This window comes from Dolichospermum compactum NIES-806 (genome assembly GCF_002368115.1).
Lineage (GTDB): Bacteria > Cyanobacteriota > Cyanobacteriia > Cyanobacteriales > Nostocaceae > Dolichospermum > Dolichospermum compactum.
In genome coordinates this window covers 5,058,069-5,076,748 of record NZ_AP018316.1, presented here as the reverse complement: position 1 = coordinate 5,076,748, position 18,680 = coordinate 5,058,069, and the positions used below count along the sequence as shown (strand labels likewise).

Below are 18,680 nucleotides of genomic sequence, written 5' to 3'. Positions count from 1 at the left end.
ATTATTTTACATGAAAAATACTATATTTTGCAATTCATAAATGTTTTTTAAATCACCACCAATTATCAATAATATCCAATTAATTCGGCTATTTTGGCAATCACCATATTGCAAATTATTAATTTGGCTACTCCCTTTATTATTATTTACTTCTGGGGAAACCAGTCTCATGGCTCATGATGAAACACTTTATGCTTTGAGAGCTAGACAAATGTTAGAAACAGGTGATTGGGTATCACCTTGGGGTCATCCTCATCATAAAACCCCTGGCTTTTATTGGTTAATTTCTATTTTTTATCATATATTTGGTATTAGTGATACAACCGCGAGAATACCGACAATAATTGCGGGAATTTTGAGCATATTTGTTATTTATAAAGTGGGAGAAATTCTCTTATCTCAAAAATTAGCATTTCTGGGCATTATTATTCTAAGTGTAGAGTTTTTGTGGATACAATATTGTCGGTTATCCACACCAGATTTACCAACTATATTATTAGTATTTATAGGAATTTTCTTCCTATTAAAATCTGACATAAACCCCCAAAAACGACATTTATATGGTTTTATCACCGGGTTAAGTTTTGGTCTAGGTTTCTTGATGAGAAGTTTGATGATTTTTCTGCCAATGTTCGCACTATTACCTTATTTAATCATAGATCATCGTCGTCATCGTCATTTAACTAACCCCATGTTGTATTTAGGGTTTTTAGTGGGTTTAACTCCCACCTTAATTTGGCTTTATTTTAGCTGGTTACGTTATGGTAGCGATAGTATTGGAGCTTTATTAGGATTTGTAATAGAACTAGGTAGTCATGAACAACATAAAAATGGCATTTTATTTTATGTATGGAATCTAGCTTTAAAATCTTTTCCTTGGTTATTTTTTAGTTTATTAGGCATAACATTAGTAATTCGGTATTCAATTTCTAAATATCCATTAATATTAATCGGTTTTCCCATTCTCTTATTTACTGAATTAAGTATATTTTCCACTCGTTTATCTCATTACAGTCTTTGCATTTATCCATTTATTGCTTTTTTATCTGCGGTGGGTTTAGATTGGTTAGGAAAAATTTACCAAAAAGGATTTGATGATCAACATTCATCTCATCAGATGATTTCTTTACCGAGAAATATTAGTTATACTTGGGGAATATTAGGCATTATTTTAGTTTTAGCCGGAATAAGTATTGTAGTTTGGGGTGAGGTAAATATTCACAAATATGCAATTTTAATGATATGTTCTGGTTTTAGTAGCCTAATTGTGCCGTTAGTCTGGATAGGTAAGTTTCATTATCATCGTAAGTTTCTAACTTCTAATTATTGGCTAGGTAGCTTATTAATTAGTTGTTGGTTATCTGTAGCTACAGCAGGTAATTTAGGTTTATTAGGTGATTTTAACCCAGATTTTAGAGTATTTTACAAACAAGAACCAATTAATAGAGTTTTGCAGAATCATCCGCTTAACTTTGTCAAAAGAACAGGATTTAATGATAAAGAATCTTTGTTAATTTACTTTTATACACCCCAGTATGGTAAGAGTGTAGATTCAGTTTCTCAGTTACCTATTTTTAGTTATGCTTGGATTTATCAACAAGGTTCTATTAAAGTACCAAATTATCGGGTTATTGGTAGTTTTAAAAATTATCAATTAATTCAAGTTTTATCTGCAAATAATTATGATAAGTAAAAATATAGGATAAATATGATTAAATCTGGGCTAAGTAGGTGAACGGAAAAAACAGAAATATGTAACGAAAAGTAAAGTTACCCAAAACCTCTTTTCCCTTGTTCCCCATTTCCTTGCCATAACAACAATTTTTAACGTCAACCTACTTAGTGTTAGAATATAGGAATATTCTCAACTATTGTAATTTCACCATGAAAAAATTAATTCCTACAATTTCTATAATCCTTAGCTGTATATCTCTGATAAGTTGCGGTATCACACCACAGGATAGAGTTCCAGAAGATTCGAGTGATACTGTAACACAAAGTCGAAGGGAAAGTTCTTCAGTAGCAGTAGAGGAAAAAGAGGATAACCAAGAATCTTCTCCAGTATCAGAAACTCAGGAAGATGAAACCAATCAGGAAGATGAGAAAAAACTGGTTCGTAAAAACCTAGACAATAATAAAAATACTAATAAAGATGCAAGTAAACAACCAAAGGTGGGAACAGTTACAAAATTAGTCAATGGTGATTTAATGTGTTACGTCACTTTAGTAGATAAAAAAGGAATTGAACACAATGTTGGTGCGACTTTTGAAATTTGCGCTGAGGAAGAAAAGGTTTTAAATAAAAAAATTAATGCCGTTTATGAAATCCAATCACTGAGTGATTGTCAAAGTGCCGAACCTTGTGGTAAAACTCGCAAAGAATCCATTATTACAAAAATGGAAATTGTGAATGAAGGTGCAGAGGAAAAATCACCCAGCGGTGATTCTAAAAATGGTAAATCACAAACTTTAAGCAATGGTAAATGGACAATTACTCTGAGTAATACTGATTCTTGGAATGGCGTTAATGGTACAGGAGATGTCAGTTACCAAGGATGTGATACTAATGGTAAATGTCTCCAGTTAACAGGTGGTAAAGTCTCCTGTCGAGATGGTAAATGTGTTACAGCTTGGCAAAATGGGGATTATGTCTACATTTTAGAACAACCTATAACCGAAGATGGTAATTCTACCTCTACTTTAATAGTAAGAAAAGATAATACTGAAATTTTAAACTCTCCGGGATTGAAAGTTGTCTCTAGTAATTAAGGCAAGAAATTTAAGCAAATCTAGGCAATCACGGGGGGGTTGCCCCTACTCTGGTGTAAAATTTTGATCTAGAAAATTCAGAGCATGATTGCGGAGTTCAAAATATTCTGTGGAGTTACGCATGGCTATTCTATCTCTGGGATGTTCAAAAGGAACTTTTAAAATTTCTCCTATTTTTGCAGATGGTCCATTAGTCATTAAAATAATGCGGTCTGACATATATATTGCTTCGTCCACATCGTGAGTAATCATCATCACCGCTTGCCGGTGATGCTCCCAAATATCTAATACTTGACGTTGTAATTTACCACGAGTTAAGGCATCTAAAGCCCCAAAAGGTTCATCCATTAATAACATTTTCGGACGAATTGCTAAAGCCCTGGCAATACCAACTCTTTGTTTCATTCCTCCAGAAATTTCATCAGGATATTTATCTGCTGCTGGGGTTAGGTTTACCATTGCCAAATGTTCATTAACAATGCTAATTTTTTCAGCCCGATTGGCATTTTTGAGAACTTCATCTACTGCTAAACGGATATTTTCGCGGACAGTCAACCAAGGTAATAATGAATAATTTTGAAATACCATCATTCTATCTGCCCCTGGTTTACGAATCTCTTTTCCATCTAAGCGAACCGAACCAGATGTAGCTTTTTCAAAACCACCAATTATTTTTAATAATGTGGATTTACCACAACCAGAATGACCAATTACAGAAATATATTCATCTTCATTAATAGTCAAATTAACATTATCTAAAACTGTGAATTGTCCTTTATCTTGGGTTGGATAAGATTTAACTAAATTTTCTACTTCTAAAAATCCGTTTCGCTGCAAAGTTTCTGTAAAAGTTTGATGTGGCAGAGCTGTATATTCCATGATTAATTACCTTTGATATAATTAACTATTTTTAAGATTGAAAAAATTGAGCAGGAGCGTTAGCACGGATATCAAAACTATGAAGATATCCTACAGGATCACTAGGATCAAATCCTTTTTTATCTATAAATGCTTCAGGAGGTTCAACTTTATAATCATCTTGGGGACATTCAATTCCCATTTCTGCGGCTATCTCTCGATATAAATCGGTTCTCCAACCTTTTGCGGCTACTTCTTCAGCATTTTTAGGAATTTCCTTGATTTGTCCCCAACGGGCTGCTTGAGTCATTAACCAAATGCTACTAGAACGCCATAAAAATGTGGAATGTTCTCCTATGGCATGGGGAATACTGTTAGGAAGATCATAAAAAATTGTCGTATCATCTGCTTTAATTGTGCGGTCTTTACCATCAAAACCACCATAGTTATAATTGCCAATAATTCCCGGTCCAGTAAACTTAGTAATAGGAACACCGGGCTTTTTAGGTTTTGCCCCGGTAAAAGAACGTTCTGTGAGTAATTCGGCTATTTCTTGGCGATTTTCAGGTTTGCTACAATATTGACAAGCTTCAATCATTGCTTTGACTAAAGATCGGTAAGTTTTGGGATTATTAACAATAAAAGATTCCATGACTCCCAGGAGTCTATCTGGGTGTCCATGCCAAATCTCCTTACCTTGGGCGAAGGTAAAACCGATACCTTCATTACCTGTAATTGCTCTAGTGTTCCAAGGTTCGGCGACCATGTAAGCTTGCATTGCGCCAATTCTCATGTTTGTTACCATTTGCGGAGGGGGAACAATGATCACCCGAAATTCTTTCAAAGGATCAATACCCGCAGCAGCAGAAAGATAGCGAGCAAAGTATTCATAAATGGCAGAACTGAGGACTACAGCCCAAACTTTCTTTTCTGGGGGTTGTTTGTCAAAATAGCCGCGAAAGTCCTTTCCAAATGCTTCTAAAGCCCCATCACCGTATTTTTGTTGATATTCATACCAGGGACGGATGCCATAGTCCCAGATATCCTTACTCATGGTCATAGCGTTACCATGCCGGTGGATGGTCATTGCTGCACATAAGGGAGCATGACGCGCACCTTCTGCACCTATTCTAGCGTTAGTAACAGCGCCAGAGACGACGGGGGAAGCATCGAGACGACCAAAAATTAAGCCGTCGCGGGAGGTAGCCCAACTGGCTTCGCGGTTGAGTGTAACATTTAAGCCATATTTGCGGAAAAATCCTTTTTTCCAAGCGATCGCAAATGGCGCACAATCATTAACAGGAACATAACCAACAGTAATGTCCGGTTTTTCTAAATCTTGGGACTTGACTACAGGTGTCACCGCTAAAGCTTCTTCTGTAAGTCTATTAGCAGACCTATCTCCCGAAACAGCACAGGATGATAATATTATTCCCGCAGTTGTCGCCCCTATTCCTGCAATAAAATCTCTGCGAGTTAAATAATTTTCAGTCATACCTTTTTATCATTTGGGATTTTATGAAAGTTGTTGGATAAATTTCCCAATCTTCTATCTATCATCTAAAAACTGAAGTACAAATTTATCTGCGTTTATCCGCGTTCATCATCTTATATCTGCGGTTACATTTTTAAACTTCCAGGACGGTGAGTAACTAATTCTTGAATTTTGCTTACACCGTAATCTAAAATCAACCCAGTTAACCCAATTACAAACACAGCTAAAAATACAGAACTTAGATTTAAACGACTCCATTCATCCCACACAAAAAAGCCAATTCCTATTCCACCAGTGAGCATTTCTACAGCCACAATTACCAACCAAGCTATCCCCAAACTAATTCGCAAACCTGTAAAAATATAAGGCAAACTTGCAGGTAAAATAATTTTAGTAATTTGTCGCCAACGAGGCATTTCTAGGACTTGTGCTACATCTAAATAATCTTTTGGTACACTAGAAACTCCCAAAGCCGTATTAATAATTGTCGGCCACAGCGACGTAATGAAAATCACAAAAATAGCCGAAGGATCTGCTAAATTGAACAAAGATAAAGAAATCGGCAACCAAGCCAGTGGTGATACAGGCTTGAAAATCTGAATAATGGGATTAAAAGCTAACATTGCCGGTCTAGAAATTCCGATCAAAAATCCCAAAGGAATTGCGACTAATGCACCTAAGCCAAATCCTAATATTACCCGCCGTAAACTTGCTAATAATAACCAACCAACGCCTAAATCACCCGGACCTCTTTCATAGAATGGATGTAATATATAGTCCCAATTAGCAATTAAAGCTTCTGGTGGTGTGGGCATTAATTCATGATTAGCAAGTGCTACCACCCACCACAATAAAATAATTCCTAAACAACCTAATGAGGGAAATAAGAAAGTATCTTGAAAAATTATAGGTTTGGCTTTTCTCCAAACAGTTTGCCCAGCAACTGCAACAATGGCAGCTAAATTTAGTTGCAATATCATTTATTTCACCTCAGCAGAGTTCAGCTTGGGTACGCAAATATTAACTAGTACCAACCTTGGACACTGATAAGATCAGAAAATAATTAAAATTCTGTCTCTTCAGTCTCCTCTCATTGCCTACGAAGTTAGCTGACGGGCTAGGGTTGAGAGATCCCCTTTCTTGCTCAATTTTGAATTATTTTTGAGTTTTAAACCTCAAATTCCTAAACTAATTAAGACAAAAATACGCCCCACAATTTGGTTCCTCCGTTCCAGCAATGTTGATTGTTATTTGCTGGACTAGGCTGACTTACTTGAAATTAATGATAGCATAATAACATTGATATCTAGTGATAACATCAGTATTGGGAATAAATATTGGTTACTTAATTACTACCGTTTTATGAGTATCCTATATTTTCAGTAGTAAATCTTATCTATAATTGTCCTCAGAAAAATCTGTATCTATAGGCATATATACAAGAGTAACTATTAAGAATTATAAAATTAATTCACTTGAGTAATTTTGTTTATTTCTTATTTTTAGGGGATTAATGAAACTTTAAAAGCTCTAGTACCGCAGGGCGTTCGTCAAAAGTCAAAACGAATATACAATGAGCTTTCCAGTAGTTTGGAATGGTCTCGCTACACAAGGCTTTGACTCAGAGGAAATTGCTAGGGAATTTTCCATTTCGCTAACGCATCTTCAGCAGCAGCTTTTTCGGCTTCTTTTTTATTCTTTCCTTTACCTTCTCCCTTTTCTTTACCTTCTACTAATACTTTAGCTCTAAATTCTGGCGCGTGAGATGGTCCCCCTATTTGTTCTGTTACATATTTAGGGGGATTTGTGATACCTTTAGCTTGTACCAATTCTTGAAACCTATTTTTTGAATCTACATTAGAACGGATTTCTACAATGTTTTCTGAGGCAGAATCAAATAATGGTTTAACAATGTCACGAAGTGGTGAAACATTCCGATCATTATCTAAATAGTAAGCGCCAATTACAGCCTCAAAGGTGCTACTTAGTAAGTTAGGATTTTGAAAACCGCCATCTCTAATTGTTCCTTTTCCTAATCTCATTCTAAAGTTTAAACCTACTTCTATCGCAAATTTTGCCAGTTGTTTTTCTTCTACTAATGCGGAACGCAGACGAGTTAATTCATCTTCTCCTTTTGCAGCAAACTTTTCATAAAGATATTCACCGCTTAAAAAATTGAGAATAGCATCACCGAGAAATTCTAAGCGCTCGTTATGTTCCCCTTCTCCGGGGTTTTCGTTAACATAGGAACGGTGGGTGAGTGCTTGACGTAGGAGTTTTTCGTTATTGAATGTGAGAAGTTTGTGCATTTTATTTTTTAGTTTTGTTGGTAAGATGAATTTTATTTAAACATGAAAAAACCGCAAGATGCGGTTATCATAAACCAGTTATTTTAATAAACTGGGATTGTAAAGTTTTTAAAACCGATTTCAAGAGGGTATTTTAGGCAGCTATTTGATTTAATTTAATTAAAAACAACTCCTGATTCTGTTTTCTAATTTTACCTTCCTTGACAACCATATCCACAAATTGTCCAAAGCTTTTTTTTAATTATCGTTTCGCATTAGAACAAAAAGAATCAGAAAGAGTTTTATATGAGTTTTATATTTAGCTGTTCCTTTGGGTGTTTATCACGCTTTCTTTCAATTGCAATTTATCAAAACAGTTGTGGAACATTATCAACTTAAAATTATTGTTTATGATCCGATTCAGGAGGAAATTGTAGTATGGAAAAACTAAAGCAATATCAAAATTATGTTCAACAAGTTATCAGAGAGTATGCTCAAATAGGTTCAAAGAAAGATGAGATTGAGCAACAACTGATTTTTGATCCTGTTGGCAATCATTATCAGCTAATGTATGTTGGTTGGAAAAACAGACGCAGACAGCATGGTTGTGTTTTACATCTTGATATTAAAGATGGCAAAATTTGGATACAACATGATGGAACGGAAATTGCGATGGCCGATGAGTTGGTTAAATTGGGAGTACCAAAAGAAGATATTGTTTTAGCTTTTCATGAGCCTTTGATGAGACAATATACAGGTCTTGCTGTGGGTTAATCTCAGATCCCCGACTTCTTGAAGAAGTCGAGAATATAACTACTTAGTCCAAGCAGGATGAGACAATAAGGAAGACATGACTCGCACCCCACGTAGTTGATTAGAGAGGGGTAGATGACCTCTAGGAGCGCTTAAATTCCAGGTAAATCCGTTCGGGTATCTTGTCCAGTTGTTACCATCCTTCCAGCCAATTTTTGGCCACAAGTTGACCCAATTCTTACTTAAACCTAACCAAATTTCGCGCTGTACGGAAAAGCCAAATTTACCTTCTGAGTGAACTACCCAGAGTTGATTAATGGTGCGTAAGTCTTGAATGGGGAAATTTTCTACTTCTGTAAAGTACAACCATTTTCTTTTTACTGCTTGGGGTCCTGCGGCTTCACACATCTTTTGAATTGTCAAGAGATCCGCTGCTTGAAAATCTTGATCTGCAAGCAACTTTTGCAAAGAATTGTAACTGATCCCACAGTCCGATTTTAGAGGTACAATTCCTTCAGGAAAGTTAGTTTGTAGAAATTCTTGATCTGTCAGTGCATCAGTATTATAGATGACTTGGTAGACTTTACCATCAATCCAAGTTGCTGGGGTATCACGACGTTTCAGCAAAAATTCCTTCAACACATCTAACCCATCATTACCCAAGTCAGCTAACTGCGGGATGATTTGTTGTTGGACTTTTTCGGACCCAGCGATTAACTTTTGGCGGAGGGAGTCGAGATCATTTGTAGTGCCTGATACAATCATTGGGTCTGTCATGCCGTTACTCGTGTTAGCGTGAGCGTGAATAAACTATTTATTGCTATCGGTTATTCTACAAAATGAAGGACGAATAGCGAAAAGTAGTTTACTCCAAATCTTGGGTAAATCTGGAAAGCCTTTGAGTGTGTGTCTAAAAAAGTCACTACTGGTGGCTTATGCGAAATCCTAACTAACAATACTTTATCAGGTAAGGGGTCATAGAATCCAGGGGTTACAATTGCCGAGAGTGCAGTCCCTGGATCTGAGGGCGCAGGACCTGCGCCCCTACGAATGTGTGAATTTCTTGTATTTGGAATGTGTGAATTATGTACGAAAAGATTACTCCTCCCACTGTCGGCGCGAAAATTACCTTCAAAAATGGTGAACCGGTTGTTCCTGAAAATCCGATTATTCCTTTTATTCGTGGTGATGGTACGGGTATAGATATTTGGCCGGCGACGGAAAATGTGCTTGATGCGGCGATCGCTAAAGCATACAAGGGCAAAAGAAAAATTAGCTGGTTTAGGGTTTATGCTGGTGATGAAGCCTGTGATCTATATGGTACATATCAGTATTTGCCGCAGGATACATTGACGGCGATTAAAGAATATGGCATAGCTATTAAGGGTCCTTTGACTACTCCTGTCGGTGGGGGGATTCGGTCTTTAAATGTGGCATTACGCCAAATTTTTGATCTTTATACTTGCGTGCGTCCTTGTCGTTATTACGCTGGAACTCCTTCTCCCCACAAAACTCCTGAAAAACTGGATGTGATTGTTTATCGGGAAAATACGGAAGATATTTATTTGGGGATTGAGTGGAAGCAAGGTAGTGCAATCGGCGATCGCCTGATAAAATTCTTGAATGAGGAATTGATACCTGCTACCCCAGAACACGGTAAAAAGCAAATTCCCCTCGACGCTGGTATCGGCATCAAACCCATCAGCAAAACTGGTTCTCAGCGTTTGGTGAGACGCGCCATCAAACACGCCTTGTTATTACCCAAAAATAAGCAACAAGTCACCTTGGTGCATAAAGGCAATATCATGAAATACACAGAAGGCGCTTTCCGGGATTGGGGTTATGAATTAGCAACCAGCGAATTTCGTCAAGAGTGCGTGACAGAACGGGAATCTTGGATTTTGGGTAATAAGGAGAAAAACCCCAATATTTCCTTAGAAGAAAATGCCCATGAAATTGATCCTGGTTTTGATTCCCTGACTCCAGAGAAAAAAGCGCAAATTGTTAAGGAAGTTGAAACAGTTCTCAATACAATTTGGGACAGTCACGGAAACGGCAAATGGAAAGAGAAAATCATGGTCAATGATCGCATTGCTGATAGTATCTTTCAACAAATTCAAACTCGACCAGATGAGTATTCTATTCTGGCGACAATGAACTTGAACGGTGATTATTTATCCGATGCGGCTGCTGCTATCGTTGGCGGTTTAGGCATGGGTCCAGGGGCAAATATTGGCGATTCCTGCGCGATTTTTGAAGCGACTCATGGGACAGCACCAAAACACGCGGGCTTAGACAGAATTAACCCCGGTTCGGTGATTCTTTCCGGTGTGATGATGCTGGAATATATGGGTTGGCAAGAAGCCGCAGATTTAATTAAAAAAGGATTGGGTGATGCGATCGCTAATGGTCAAGTTACCTATGATTTAGCGCGGTTAATGGAACCACCTGTAGAACCATTAAAGTGTTCTGAATTTGCAGACGCAATCATCAAATATTTCGGTTAATAGCAATTAACCGTAGGGGCGGGGTTTTCCCGTCCTATTACAGCAAATTGTCATCAAACCTGGAACAAGAACCCCACCCCCAACCCCCTCCCCGCAAGCGATGAGGGGGCTAAGATGTAGCTTATATGATTGGAAATCGCTGTAACTATTAACATAGACTCAGGGGTATGTTATGATGTAACATCAATATTGTAGCTAATTTAATTTTAGGATACGTTGTGCGATAGCTCGCGTTGTTATACTTATTGAGTTATTGAGATCCGCTAAACAGAAAATCTAGTTAATATTTAATGTACAAATTAATGTACAAATCTAAATTTCAAAAAAATCTTGTGGGGTGGGCATCCTGCCCGCCCATTAAAAAAATCCCCCACCTCACGGCAGGGGATTTTTAATTACCTAAAACCAGTAGTTAGGATCAACCAAACTTACCAGCAGTAGAGGCAATGAGGAACGCTGCGTAGGTGACGATGTAGCCAACAGTGAAGTGAGCTAAACCAACCACACGAGCTTGAACAATGGATAGAGCAACGGGCTTGTCCTTCCAGCGAACCAAGTTAGCTAAAGGAGTACGTTCGTGCGCCCAAACCAAGGTTTCAATTAACTCTTGCCAGTAACCTCTCCAAGAGATGAGGAACATGAAACCAGTTGCCCAGATTAGGTGTCCAAAGAGGAACATCCAAGCCCAAACAGACAAGTTATTCATGCCGTAGGGGTTGTAACCGTTAATCAACTGAGCAGAGTTAGCCCAGAGGTAGTCACGGAACCAGCCCATCAGGTAGGTAGAGTTTTCGTTGAACTGAGCAACGTTACCTTGCCAAATACCTAGATGTTTCCAGTGCCAGTAGAAGGTTACCCAACCAATGGTGTTCAACATCCAGAACATAGACAGGTAGAAAGAGTCCCATGCGGAGATATCGCAAGTACCGCCACGGCCTGGACCGTCGCAAGGGAACGCATAACCGAAGTCCTTTTTATCGGGCATCAGTTTAGAACCACGAGCATCTAAAGCACCCTTAACGAGTACCAAGGTGGTGGTGTGGATAGCCAAAGCGAAAGCGTGGTGAACCAAGAAATCGCCAGGTCCAATTGTTAGGAACAAGGAATTTGTTCCAGAGTTGATGGCATCTAACCAGCCAGATAACCAAACGTTACCAGCATTGGGGTAAGCGGTGTAAGCAATACTGTCGGGGTTAGACAACAGTACATTCAAGCCATACAGAGCTTTACCTTGAGCAGCTTGGATGAATTGAGCAAATACTGGCTCAATCAAGATTTGTTTTTCAGGAGTACCGAACGCAACAACTACGTCGTTGTGAACATATAAACCTAATGTGTGGAAACCTAAGAAGAGAGATACCCAGCTAAGGTGGGAAATAATCGCTTCTTTGTGTTGTAACATCCGGTCAAGGACATTACCTTTGTTTTGTTCGGGGTCGTAGTCACGAACCCAGAAAATTGCTGCGTGAGCAAAAGCACCAACCATCAAGAAACCAGCAATGTACTGGTGGTGGGTGTACAGCGCTGCCTGTGTAGTGTAGTCCTTAGCGATGAACGCATAAGGAGGCAGCGCGTACATATGCTGCGCTACCAAGGAACAGATAGTTCCCAAAGATGCCAAAGCTAATGACAACTGGAAGTGCAGGGAGTTGTTGATGGTGTCGTAAAGGCCTTGGTGGGGCAGGTTGAACTGACCTTCGCTCTTGCTACCGGGAATTAAACCGGATTTGGAGTTCAGCATTTCTTTGATGCTGTGACCAATTCCGAAGTTAGTCCGGTACATATGACCGGCGATGATGAACAAAACTGCGATCGCCAAGTGGTGGTGAGCCATATCAGTCAACCACAAGGATTCTGTTTGGGGGTGGAAACCGCCCAAGAAGGTAAGAATCGCAGTCCCAGCGCCCGTGGAAGTACCAAATAACTGGCCAGCGGTGTCAGGGTTTTGAGCGTAAACGCCCCAGTTACCTGTGAAGAAAGGAGTTAAACCTTCTGGATGGGGAGCTACAGTCAAGAAGTTATCCCAACCTACGTGGATACCACGAGATTCAGGAATAGCAACGTGAACCAAATGACCTGCCCAAGCTAGAGAACTAACACCGAACAAACCAGCCAAGTGGTGGTTCAGACGGGGTTCAGCACTCTTGAACCAAGAGAGGCTAGGACGGAACTTGGGTTGTAAATGTAACCAACCAGCAAACAGGAACAATGCTGCCAACAAGAGCAAACCAACAGAACCAGTATATAGTTCGCTGTTTGTCCGCATCCCGATGGTGTACCACCAGTGATAAACACCAGAGTAAGCAATGTTTACAGGGTTGCTTGCACCGGCTTGAGTGAAAGCTTCAACTGCGGCTTCACCGAAGTGAGGGTCCCAAATTGCATGGGCAATGGGACGGACGTGAAGGGGATCTTTAATCCACTGTTCAAAGTTACCTTGCCAGGCCACGTGGAACAGGAGGCTGGATGCCCACAGGAAGATGATTGCCAAGTGACCGAAGTGCGTAGCGAAAATCTTTTGGTAAAGATTCTCTTCCGTCATGCCATCGTGGCTTTCAAAGTCGTTGCCTGTAGCGATCGCATACCAAATCCGACGAGTAGTCGGGTCCTGTGCGAGATCCTGGCTAAATTTTGGAAATTTTGTTGCCATAGGTGTGATCTGTCCTCTGACCTTTAGCCATTATTTGTCAGCAAAATTTTAGATTTTAGATTCTGGATTTTGGATTAAATCTCAAATCCAAAATCCCTACGGGTTCGGCAGTCGCTCATGGGGGAAACCCCCAAGACCGCGCTGCCTCACCAAAATTCCACTGATTCTTATCCTACTGAAAGGATGTGTGCGTGGAAGAATGCCCAAGTGGTAGCAATTCCTCCTAATAGGTAGTGAGCCACACCTACAGCCCGACCTTGAGTAATGCTCAGTGCGCGAGGCTGAATTGTTGGGGCTACTTTCAGTTTATTGTGCGCCCAAACAATGGACTCAATTAATTCTTGCCAGTAGCCACGACCACTGAACAGGAACATTAAGCTGAACGCCCAAACAAAGTGAGCGCCTAAGAACATGAGTCCGTAAGCGGACAATTCAGTTCCGTAGGAGTTGATTACCTGTGTAGCTTGCGCCCACAAGAAGTCACGTAACCAACCGTTGATGGTGATAGCACTTTCAGCAAAGTTGCCGCCAGTAATATGATTTACTGTGCCATCTGCATCTACTGTTCCCCATACATCAGACTGCATCTTCCAGCTAAAGTGGAAAATTACAATTGATAAGGAGTTATACATCCAGAAGAGTCCGAGGAAGATGTGATCCCAACCGGAAACTTGGCAAGTACCGCCACGACCTGGACCATCGCAAGGGAATCGGAAGCCTAAGTTAGCCTTGTCTGGAATCAGACGAGAACTACGGGCATACAGTACACCTTTGAGCAAGATGAGAACAGTAACGTGAATGGTGAAAGCGTGGATGTGGTGAACCATAAAGTCCGCTGTACCCAATGTAATGGGCATCATAGCGATCTTATCGCCGATAGCAACAATTCCACCACCAAAAGCATGACTAACTACTTGAAGAGCGTTAGGTGCTGTATTACCAGGAGCTAATGTGTGCAGGTTTTGCACCCATTGTGCAAATACTGGTTGTAGTTGAATTGCACTGTCGGAGAACATATCTTGGGGACGACCCAAGGCACGCATGGTGTCATTGTGGATGTACAAACCAAAGCTGTGGAAGCCTAAGAAAATACAAACCCAGTTGAGGTGAGAAATGATAGCGTCACGGTGACGAATCACGCGATCTAGAACGTTGTTTTGGTTAACAACGGGATCGTAATCGCGCACCATGAAGATGGCTGCGTGAGCAGCACCACCAACAATCAAGAAACCACCTATCCAAATATGGTGAGTGAAGATACACAATTGTGTTGCGTAGTCAGTTGCCAAGTAAGGGTAGGGAGGCATCGCGTACATATGATGCGCGATGATGATTGTCAAGGAACCCAAGAAAGCTAGGTTAGTAGCTAATTGAGCGTGCCAAGAAGTGGTGAGGTTTTCGTAAAGACCTTTGTGACCTTCGCCAGTGAAAGGACCTTTATGCGCTTCTAGAATATCTTTAATGCTATGACCGATACCCCAGTTGGTACGGTACATATGACCAGCAATGATGAACAGTACAGCGATCGCTAGGTGGTGATGAGAAATATCAGTCATCCACAAGCCGCCTGTAACTGGGTTTAAACCACCCTTAAATGTGAGGATATCAGCGTAAGCCCCCCAGTTTAAGGTGAAGAAAGGTGTTAAACCACTAGCGAAACCAGGGTAAAGTTCTGCCATTTTTGCTGTATCAAACAGCAACTCATGAGGCAGAGGGATGTCCTTAGCTGCTACACCTGCATCTAACAATTTGTTGATTGGTGCAGAAACGTGGATTAAGTGACCAGCCCATCCTAAAGAACCACAGCCTAGCAACACTGATAAGTGATGATTCAGCATTGACTCCACATTCTGGAACCATTCCAGTTTAGGAGCGCGTTTGTGGTAATGGAACCAGCCAGCAAATAAGAACAAGCCTGCTAATACCAAGCCGCCAATTGCAGTTACATATAGCTGGAAGGAGCTAGTGATACCCCAGCCACGCCATACTTGGAACAAGCCAGAGGTGATTTGAATGCCGCGGAAACCGCCGCCCATATCACCGTTCAAAATGTCTTGACCAACAATAGACCAAACTGTTTGGGCGCTGGGCTTAATGCCTAATGGATCAGCCAGCCAAGCTTCGTAGTTAGAGAACTTAGCGCCGTGGAACAACATTCCGCTCAACCAGATTGCTACTACAGCCAAATGGCCGAAGTGAGCGGCGAATATCTTGCGGGAAATGTCTTCTAAATCACTTGTATGTGTATCAAAATCATGGGCGAGGGCATGGAGGTTCCAAATCCAGGTTGTGGTTTTTGGACCTCTGGTTAAGGATCTGTCGAAATGTCCTGGCTTTGCCCATTTTTCAAATGAGGTAGGAACCGGGTCATTGTCAACGATCACTCTTGCTTTTTTTTCCTCTCGCTCCGGAGGACTAATCGTCATTCGACCTCCTCTCTATAAGGAATGGGGAATCATGAATACCACCTAGAATAACACAGTCGCCGTTTTCAGATTGCTCTGGATTAGCGATGGGGTTGCCGTGTGGAAAAGAAAAGTTGTTTCTGTTGAATTATAGAGTCTGAACTTGCACATTGTTATAGACCTGTTAACAATAATTAAAAATAGCCAAATTTATTGTCTAATCGGCTTTATAAGTTCCTATACATTGTCCAAAAGTCAATAGACTCTTCATTTAATTTACAAAGAACAACAATTTGGAAAACTTATGATTCATACGCAAAGCCGCTCAAACTACTGCTATTTGGCTACTTTTATCTAAAATCAGCGGTCTGAAACCAAATTTATTTTCTGAGAATAAGTCAAAAAAATCACTTATTCGACATTTTAATCAGATAAAAGTAGGTAAATTTATAACTTTGGTAGTAGATTTATGCTCTTATCCATAGTCCATGAGTCATAATTTGCGTCACAATAATGGCGTTAATTGTTAAAAACTATTACGGAATAAAAACATGAACACTGGGTGCAGAAAATTTTTTGATCAACTTTTTTCCAAGAGATTCCCAATTATTAAGTGGCTTGTTACATTAGTGCTAGTTTTAAACTTAAGTAGTTGTGTTGAAGCAGCAAATAGCCAGGAAGTATCCACCAATCCTTTCATGAAAACGCTCCCAGCCTCAGAAATTTCTGGGACTTTTTCAGAAACTGCACCACCTGATGTTATTCAAGCATTGCGTCCTAGCCTAGAGGGTTATCAACCCCAAGTCAGCATCCTCAGTCCCCAGGTAGATGAAATTCTTCCAGACAATATAGTTAAAGTCCGTTTGCAGGTTAAGGACTTACCGATATTTAAAGACCCTCAATGGCAACTTGGACCCCATTTGCACCTAATTTTGGACAATCAACCTTATATAGCTGTTTATGACTTAAATCAGCCGGTGGTATTGTCAGATTTATCTCCAGGTACACATACTCTTCGCGTTTTTGCTTCTCGTCCATGGCATGAAAGTTTTAAAAATGAAGGTGCTTATGCTCAAACTACATTTCACGTTTTGACGAAAACTGAGGAAAACAACCCAGATTCTAAATTACCCCTACTTACTTACAGTCGTCCCAATGGTGGTTATGGCGCAGAACCAATTATGCTGGACTTCTACCTAACTAATGCACCATTACACAGTATTGCTGAAACTAATCCTGACGATACGATGAGTAATTGGCGCATTCGCAGTACAGTTAATGCTGAAAGCTTTATTCTTGATCGTTGGCAACCTATTTATCTTAAAGGCTTTAAACCTGGTAAAACCTGGGTAAAACTGGAATTCCTTGATAATGAAGGACAACCTGTGAAAAATGCCTTTAATACTACTATCAGACTAATTAATTACCAACCCAATGGTCAAGATACTCTTTCTAAAATTGTCAGAGGGGAATTGACAGCAGATGAAGTTCGGGGTATTGTAGACGCAACTTATACAGCTAAGATTCCAGGCGCTGAATCTACCGCTACACCAACTCCAGAAACCAAAGTCGAAAAACAACCAATTCCTGAAGTTAAACTTCCTGATGTTACACCAACTCCAGAAACTAAAGTCGAAAAACAACCAATTCCTGAAGTTAAACTTCCTGATGTTACACCAACTCCAGAAACTAAAGTCGAAAAACAACCAATTCCTGAAGTTAAACTTCCTGAAGTTATACCAACTCCAGAAACAAAAGTCACAGAAACAAAAGAATTGAATCTGGATAAACCAGATATAGGTTCACCTAAGCAATCTCAAATTCAGGAGTAATTAACAAAAAATACTCAGTTGCAAATTTTGAGATAAAGTTTCCATTAGTGCTAAACCAGCTATAGGATTACCTACAATATCTAAAGCAGGACTGTAGCTGGCAATAGCAGCGCTCGCCGAAGGCATCGCTCCCTGATTTGGTATGATGGCAACAAGTCCACCACCAATACCCGATTTTATCGGTAAGCCAATTTTTACAGCATATTCTGCGGAAGCTTCATATAAACCGCAATTTAACATTACCGTATTCACGATTTGACGGTGTTTGTTATTTATAATTTCGCTTTTACAGGCTAACATTCTTCCCAGTTTAGCTAAATCTTCTACCCGTCCAGATATACAGCATATTTGTTCATAAACGTCTAGAGATAATTCAATATTATTTAAATTTCCAGATTCGTAGAGATAGTTGGCAATATCTATATTTATTTGAGAGTGACTAGCACGAACTGAAGCTAGAATATCTGTGTCTATATATATTTGAGTACCTGCTAATTTATTTAACCAATTACAAAACAATTGTGTACATTCGTTTCCATTTTTTCCTGGTAGCTTATCAGCGAGGGTAATAGCACCACTATTAATCATGGGATTGCGAGGATATCCATAATCTTCTTTTAGTTGCAATAAAGAATTAAAAGGCGCATCCGAGGGTTTAACCCCAACCCATTGCAAAACCCGTTTTTCTCCGTAATATTCCAGTAGGTATAGTAGAGAAAATGGTTTAATGACACTCATGAATGGAAATACACAATCGGTATCTCCTAAACTATAATTTTCTCCTGATTCACAACTTATATAAACAGCGAATGAGTTAGGATTAACCGTAGCTAATTTGGGAATGCGTTCAATAACTTTACCTTCTGCTGCTTGGGTTTTGGCTTGTTCTACCCAAATAGATAAATTATGTATATTAATGCTTTTTATTCCTAGCACAAGCCTAAACCTCAAATCAGAACATAATCTGGATTATATCTTAATGAGTATTTACTCTAATTTTATGTAATTAATTTTAAACGCAAAGCCGAAAACTTACGTGATATTAGTGATTACGGGTAATTAGTAAAAAGCTACCTATTCCCTGTTCCTTGTTACCTGTCACCCGTTCCCTGTTTCCTCTTCT

14 protein-coding genes and 1 riboswitch are annotated in these 18,680 nt (G+C 39.6%); of the genes, 6 read left to right on the top strand and 8 right to left on the bottom strand.

Translation table 11 applies throughout. From position 1 onward, the window contains the following. Nucleotides 1-40: 40 nt before the first annotated feature. On the top strand, nucleotides 41-1,693 hold the full coding sequence (locus CA730_RS23530) for an ArnT family glycosyltransferase (protein WP_096671020.1): 1,653 nt from the start codon (nucleotides 41-43) through the stop codon (nucleotides 1,691-1,693). 191 nt (nucleotides 1,694-1,884) lie between these two features. After that, nucleotides 1,885-2,769, top strand: coding sequence for a hypothetical protein (locus CA730_RS23525; RefSeq protein ID WP_096671018.1), 885 nt, complete (start codon nucleotides 1,885-1,887; stop codon nucleotides 2,767-2,769). Between the two features lie 45 nt (nucleotides 2,770-2,814). Here the strand turns inward: CA730_RS23525 and CA730_RS23520 are convergent, their stop codons facing one another. The 4 genes from CA730_RS23520 to rnc all read right to left on the bottom strand — a co-directional run bounded on the left by CA730_RS23520 (nucleotide 2,815) and on the right by rnc (nucleotide 7,431). After that, nucleotides 2,815-3,648, bottom strand: coding sequence for an ABC transporter ATP-binding protein (locus tag CA730_RS23520; RefSeq protein ID WP_096671016.1), 834 nt, complete (start codon nucleotides 3,646-3,648; stop codon nucleotides 2,815-2,817). 31 nt (nucleotides 3,649-3,679) lie between these two features. After that, entirely contained in the window at nucleotides 3,680-5,122 is a 1,443-nt protein-coding gene (locus tag CA730_RS23515) for an ABC transporter substrate-binding protein (RefSeq protein WP_096671014.1), read from the bottom strand. A gap of 125 nt (nucleotides 5,123-5,247) precedes the next feature. Continuing rightward, the gene (gene ntrB, locus CA730_RS23510) at nucleotides 5,248-6,102 is read right to left on the bottom strand and encodes a nitrate ABC transporter permease (protein WP_096671012.1); all 855 of its coding nucleotides are present in this window, start codon (nucleotides 6,100-6,102) and stop codon (nucleotides 5,248-5,250) included. A 99-nt stretch (nucleotides 6,103-6,201) separates the two neighbouring features. After that, nucleotides 6,202-6,398: riboswitch (cyclic di-AMP (ydaO/yuaA leader) on the bottom strand. Between the two features lie 358 nt (nucleotides 6,399-6,756). Next, nucleotides 6,757-7,431, bottom strand: a complete 675-nt coding sequence (gene rnc / locus CA730_RS23505; protein WP_096671010.1) for a ribonuclease III — start codon at nucleotides 7,429-7,431, stop codon at nucleotides 6,757-6,759. Between the two features lie 310 nt (nucleotides 7,432-7,741). Between rnc and CA730_RS26545 the strand changes: the two genes are divergently transcribed. Together CA730_RS26545 and CA730_RS23495 are read left to right on the top strand one after the other, a co-directional pair. Next, nucleotides 7,742-7,861 (top strand): element excision factor XisH family protein, encoded by a 120-nt coding sequence (locus CA730_RS26545; protein ID WP_407919758.1) that lies wholly within the window; start codon nucleotides 7,742-7,744, stop codon nucleotides 7,859-7,861. Beyond that, nucleotides 7,849-8,184: a XisI protein gene (locus CA730_RS23495; RefSeq protein WP_096671008.1), complete on the top strand. Its 336-nt coding sequence runs from the start codon at nucleotides 7,849-7,851 to the stop codon at nucleotides 8,182-8,184. The genes CA730_RS26545 and CA730_RS23495 overlap by 13 nt, the downstream gene beginning before the upstream one ends. Before the next feature lie 39 nt (nucleotides 8,185-8,223). Here the strand turns inward: CA730_RS23495 and CA730_RS23490 are convergent, their stop codons facing one another. After that, entirely contained in the window at nucleotides 8,224-8,940 is a 717-nt protein-coding gene (locus CA730_RS23490) for a GUN4 domain-containing protein (RefSeq protein WP_096671006.1), read from the bottom strand. Between the two features lie 308 nt (nucleotides 8,941-9,248). Here CA730_RS23490 and CA730_RS23485 point away from each other — a divergent pair, with 308 nt between their 5' ends. Next, on the top strand, nucleotides 9,249-10,670 hold the full coding sequence (locus tag CA730_RS23485) for an NADP-dependent isocitrate dehydrogenase (RefSeq protein WP_096671004.1): 1,422 nt from the start codon (nucleotides 9,249-9,251) through the stop codon (nucleotides 10,668-10,670). A 418-nt stretch (nucleotides 10,671-11,088) separates the two neighbouring features. On the opposite strand, the gene psaB is transcribed toward CA730_RS23485, so the two are convergent. Then, on the bottom strand, nucleotides 11,089-13,320 hold the full coding sequence (gene psaB, locus CA730_RS23480; RefSeq protein WP_096671002.1) for a photosystem I core protein PsaB: 2,232 nt from the start codon (nucleotides 13,318-13,320) through the stop codon (nucleotides 11,089-11,091). 167 nt (nucleotides 13,321-13,487) lie between these two features. Beyond that, nucleotides 13,488-15,746, bottom strand: a complete 2,259-nt coding sequence (gene psaA, locus CA730_RS23475; RefSeq protein ID WP_096671000.1) for a photosystem I core protein PsaA — start codon at nucleotides 15,744-15,746, stop codon at nucleotides 13,488-13,490. 530 nt (nucleotides 15,747-16,276) lie between these two features. On the opposite strand from psaA, the gene CA730_RS23470 reads away from it, so the two are divergent. Then, on the top strand, nucleotides 16,277-17,557 hold the full coding sequence (locus CA730_RS23470) for a hypothetical protein (protein ID WP_096670998.1): 1,281 nt from the start codon (nucleotides 16,277-16,279) through the stop codon (nucleotides 17,555-17,557). Here CA730_RS23470 and CA730_RS23465 read toward each other — a convergent pair whose 3' ends face one another. Continuing rightward, a complete protein-coding gene (locus tag CA730_RS23465) occupies nucleotides 17,558-18,493 on the bottom strand; it encodes a glutaminase (RefSeq protein WP_096670996.1) in 936 nt (311 codons plus the stop codon). Nucleotides 18,494-18,680 lie beyond the last annotated feature (187 nt).

What these genes read in the sequence shown, in the direction of transcription:
- CA730_RS23525 (WP_096671018.1), top strand. Translation starts at nt 1,885, where the DNA reads ATGAAAAAATTAATTCCTACAATTTCTATAATCCTTAGCTGTATATCT.
- CA730_RS23515 (WP_096671014.1), bottom strand. Translation starts at nt 5,122, where the DNA reads ATGACTGAAAATTATTTAACTCGCAGAGATTTTATTGCAGGAATAGGG.
- psaA (WP_096671000.1), bottom strand. Translation starts at nt 15,746, where the DNA reads ATGACGATTAGTCCTCCGGAGCGAGAGGAAAAAAAAGCAAGAGTGATC.
- rnc (WP_096671010.1), bottom strand. Translation starts at nt 7,431, where the DNA reads ATGCACAAACTTCTCACATTCAATAACGAAAAACTCCTACGTCAAGCA.
- CA730_RS23530 (WP_096671020.1), top strand. Translation starts at nt 41, where the DNA reads ATGTTTTTTAAATCACCACCAATTATCAATAATATCCAATTAATTCGG.
- CA730_RS23490 (WP_096671006.1), bottom strand. Translation starts at nt 8,940, where the DNA reads ATGACAGACCCAATGATTGTATCAGGCACTACAAATGATCTCGACTCC.
- CA730_RS23520 (WP_096671016.1), bottom strand. Translation starts at nt 3,648, where the DNA reads ATGGAATATACAGCTCTGCCACATCAAACTTTTACAGAAACTTTGCAG.
- CA730_RS23485 (WP_096671004.1), top strand. Translation starts at nt 9,249, where the DNA reads ATGTACGAAAAGATTACTCCTCCCACTGTCGGCGCGAAAATTACCTTC.
- psaB (WP_096671002.1), bottom strand. Translation starts at nt 13,320, where the DNA reads ATGGCAACAAAATTTCCAAAATTTAGCCAGGATCTCGCACAGGACCCG.
- ntrB (WP_096671012.1), bottom strand. Translation starts at nt 6,102, where the DNA reads ATGATATTGCAACTAAATTTAGCTGCCATTGTTGCAGTTGCTGGGCAA.
- CA730_RS23470 (WP_096670998.1), top strand. Translation starts at nt 16,277, where the DNA reads ATGAACACTGGGTGCAGAAAATTTTTTGATCAACTTTTTTCCAAGAGA.
- CA730_RS23495 (WP_096671008.1), top strand. Translation starts at nt 7,849, where the DNA reads ATGGAAAAACTAAAGCAATATCAAAATTATGTTCAACAAGTTATCAGA.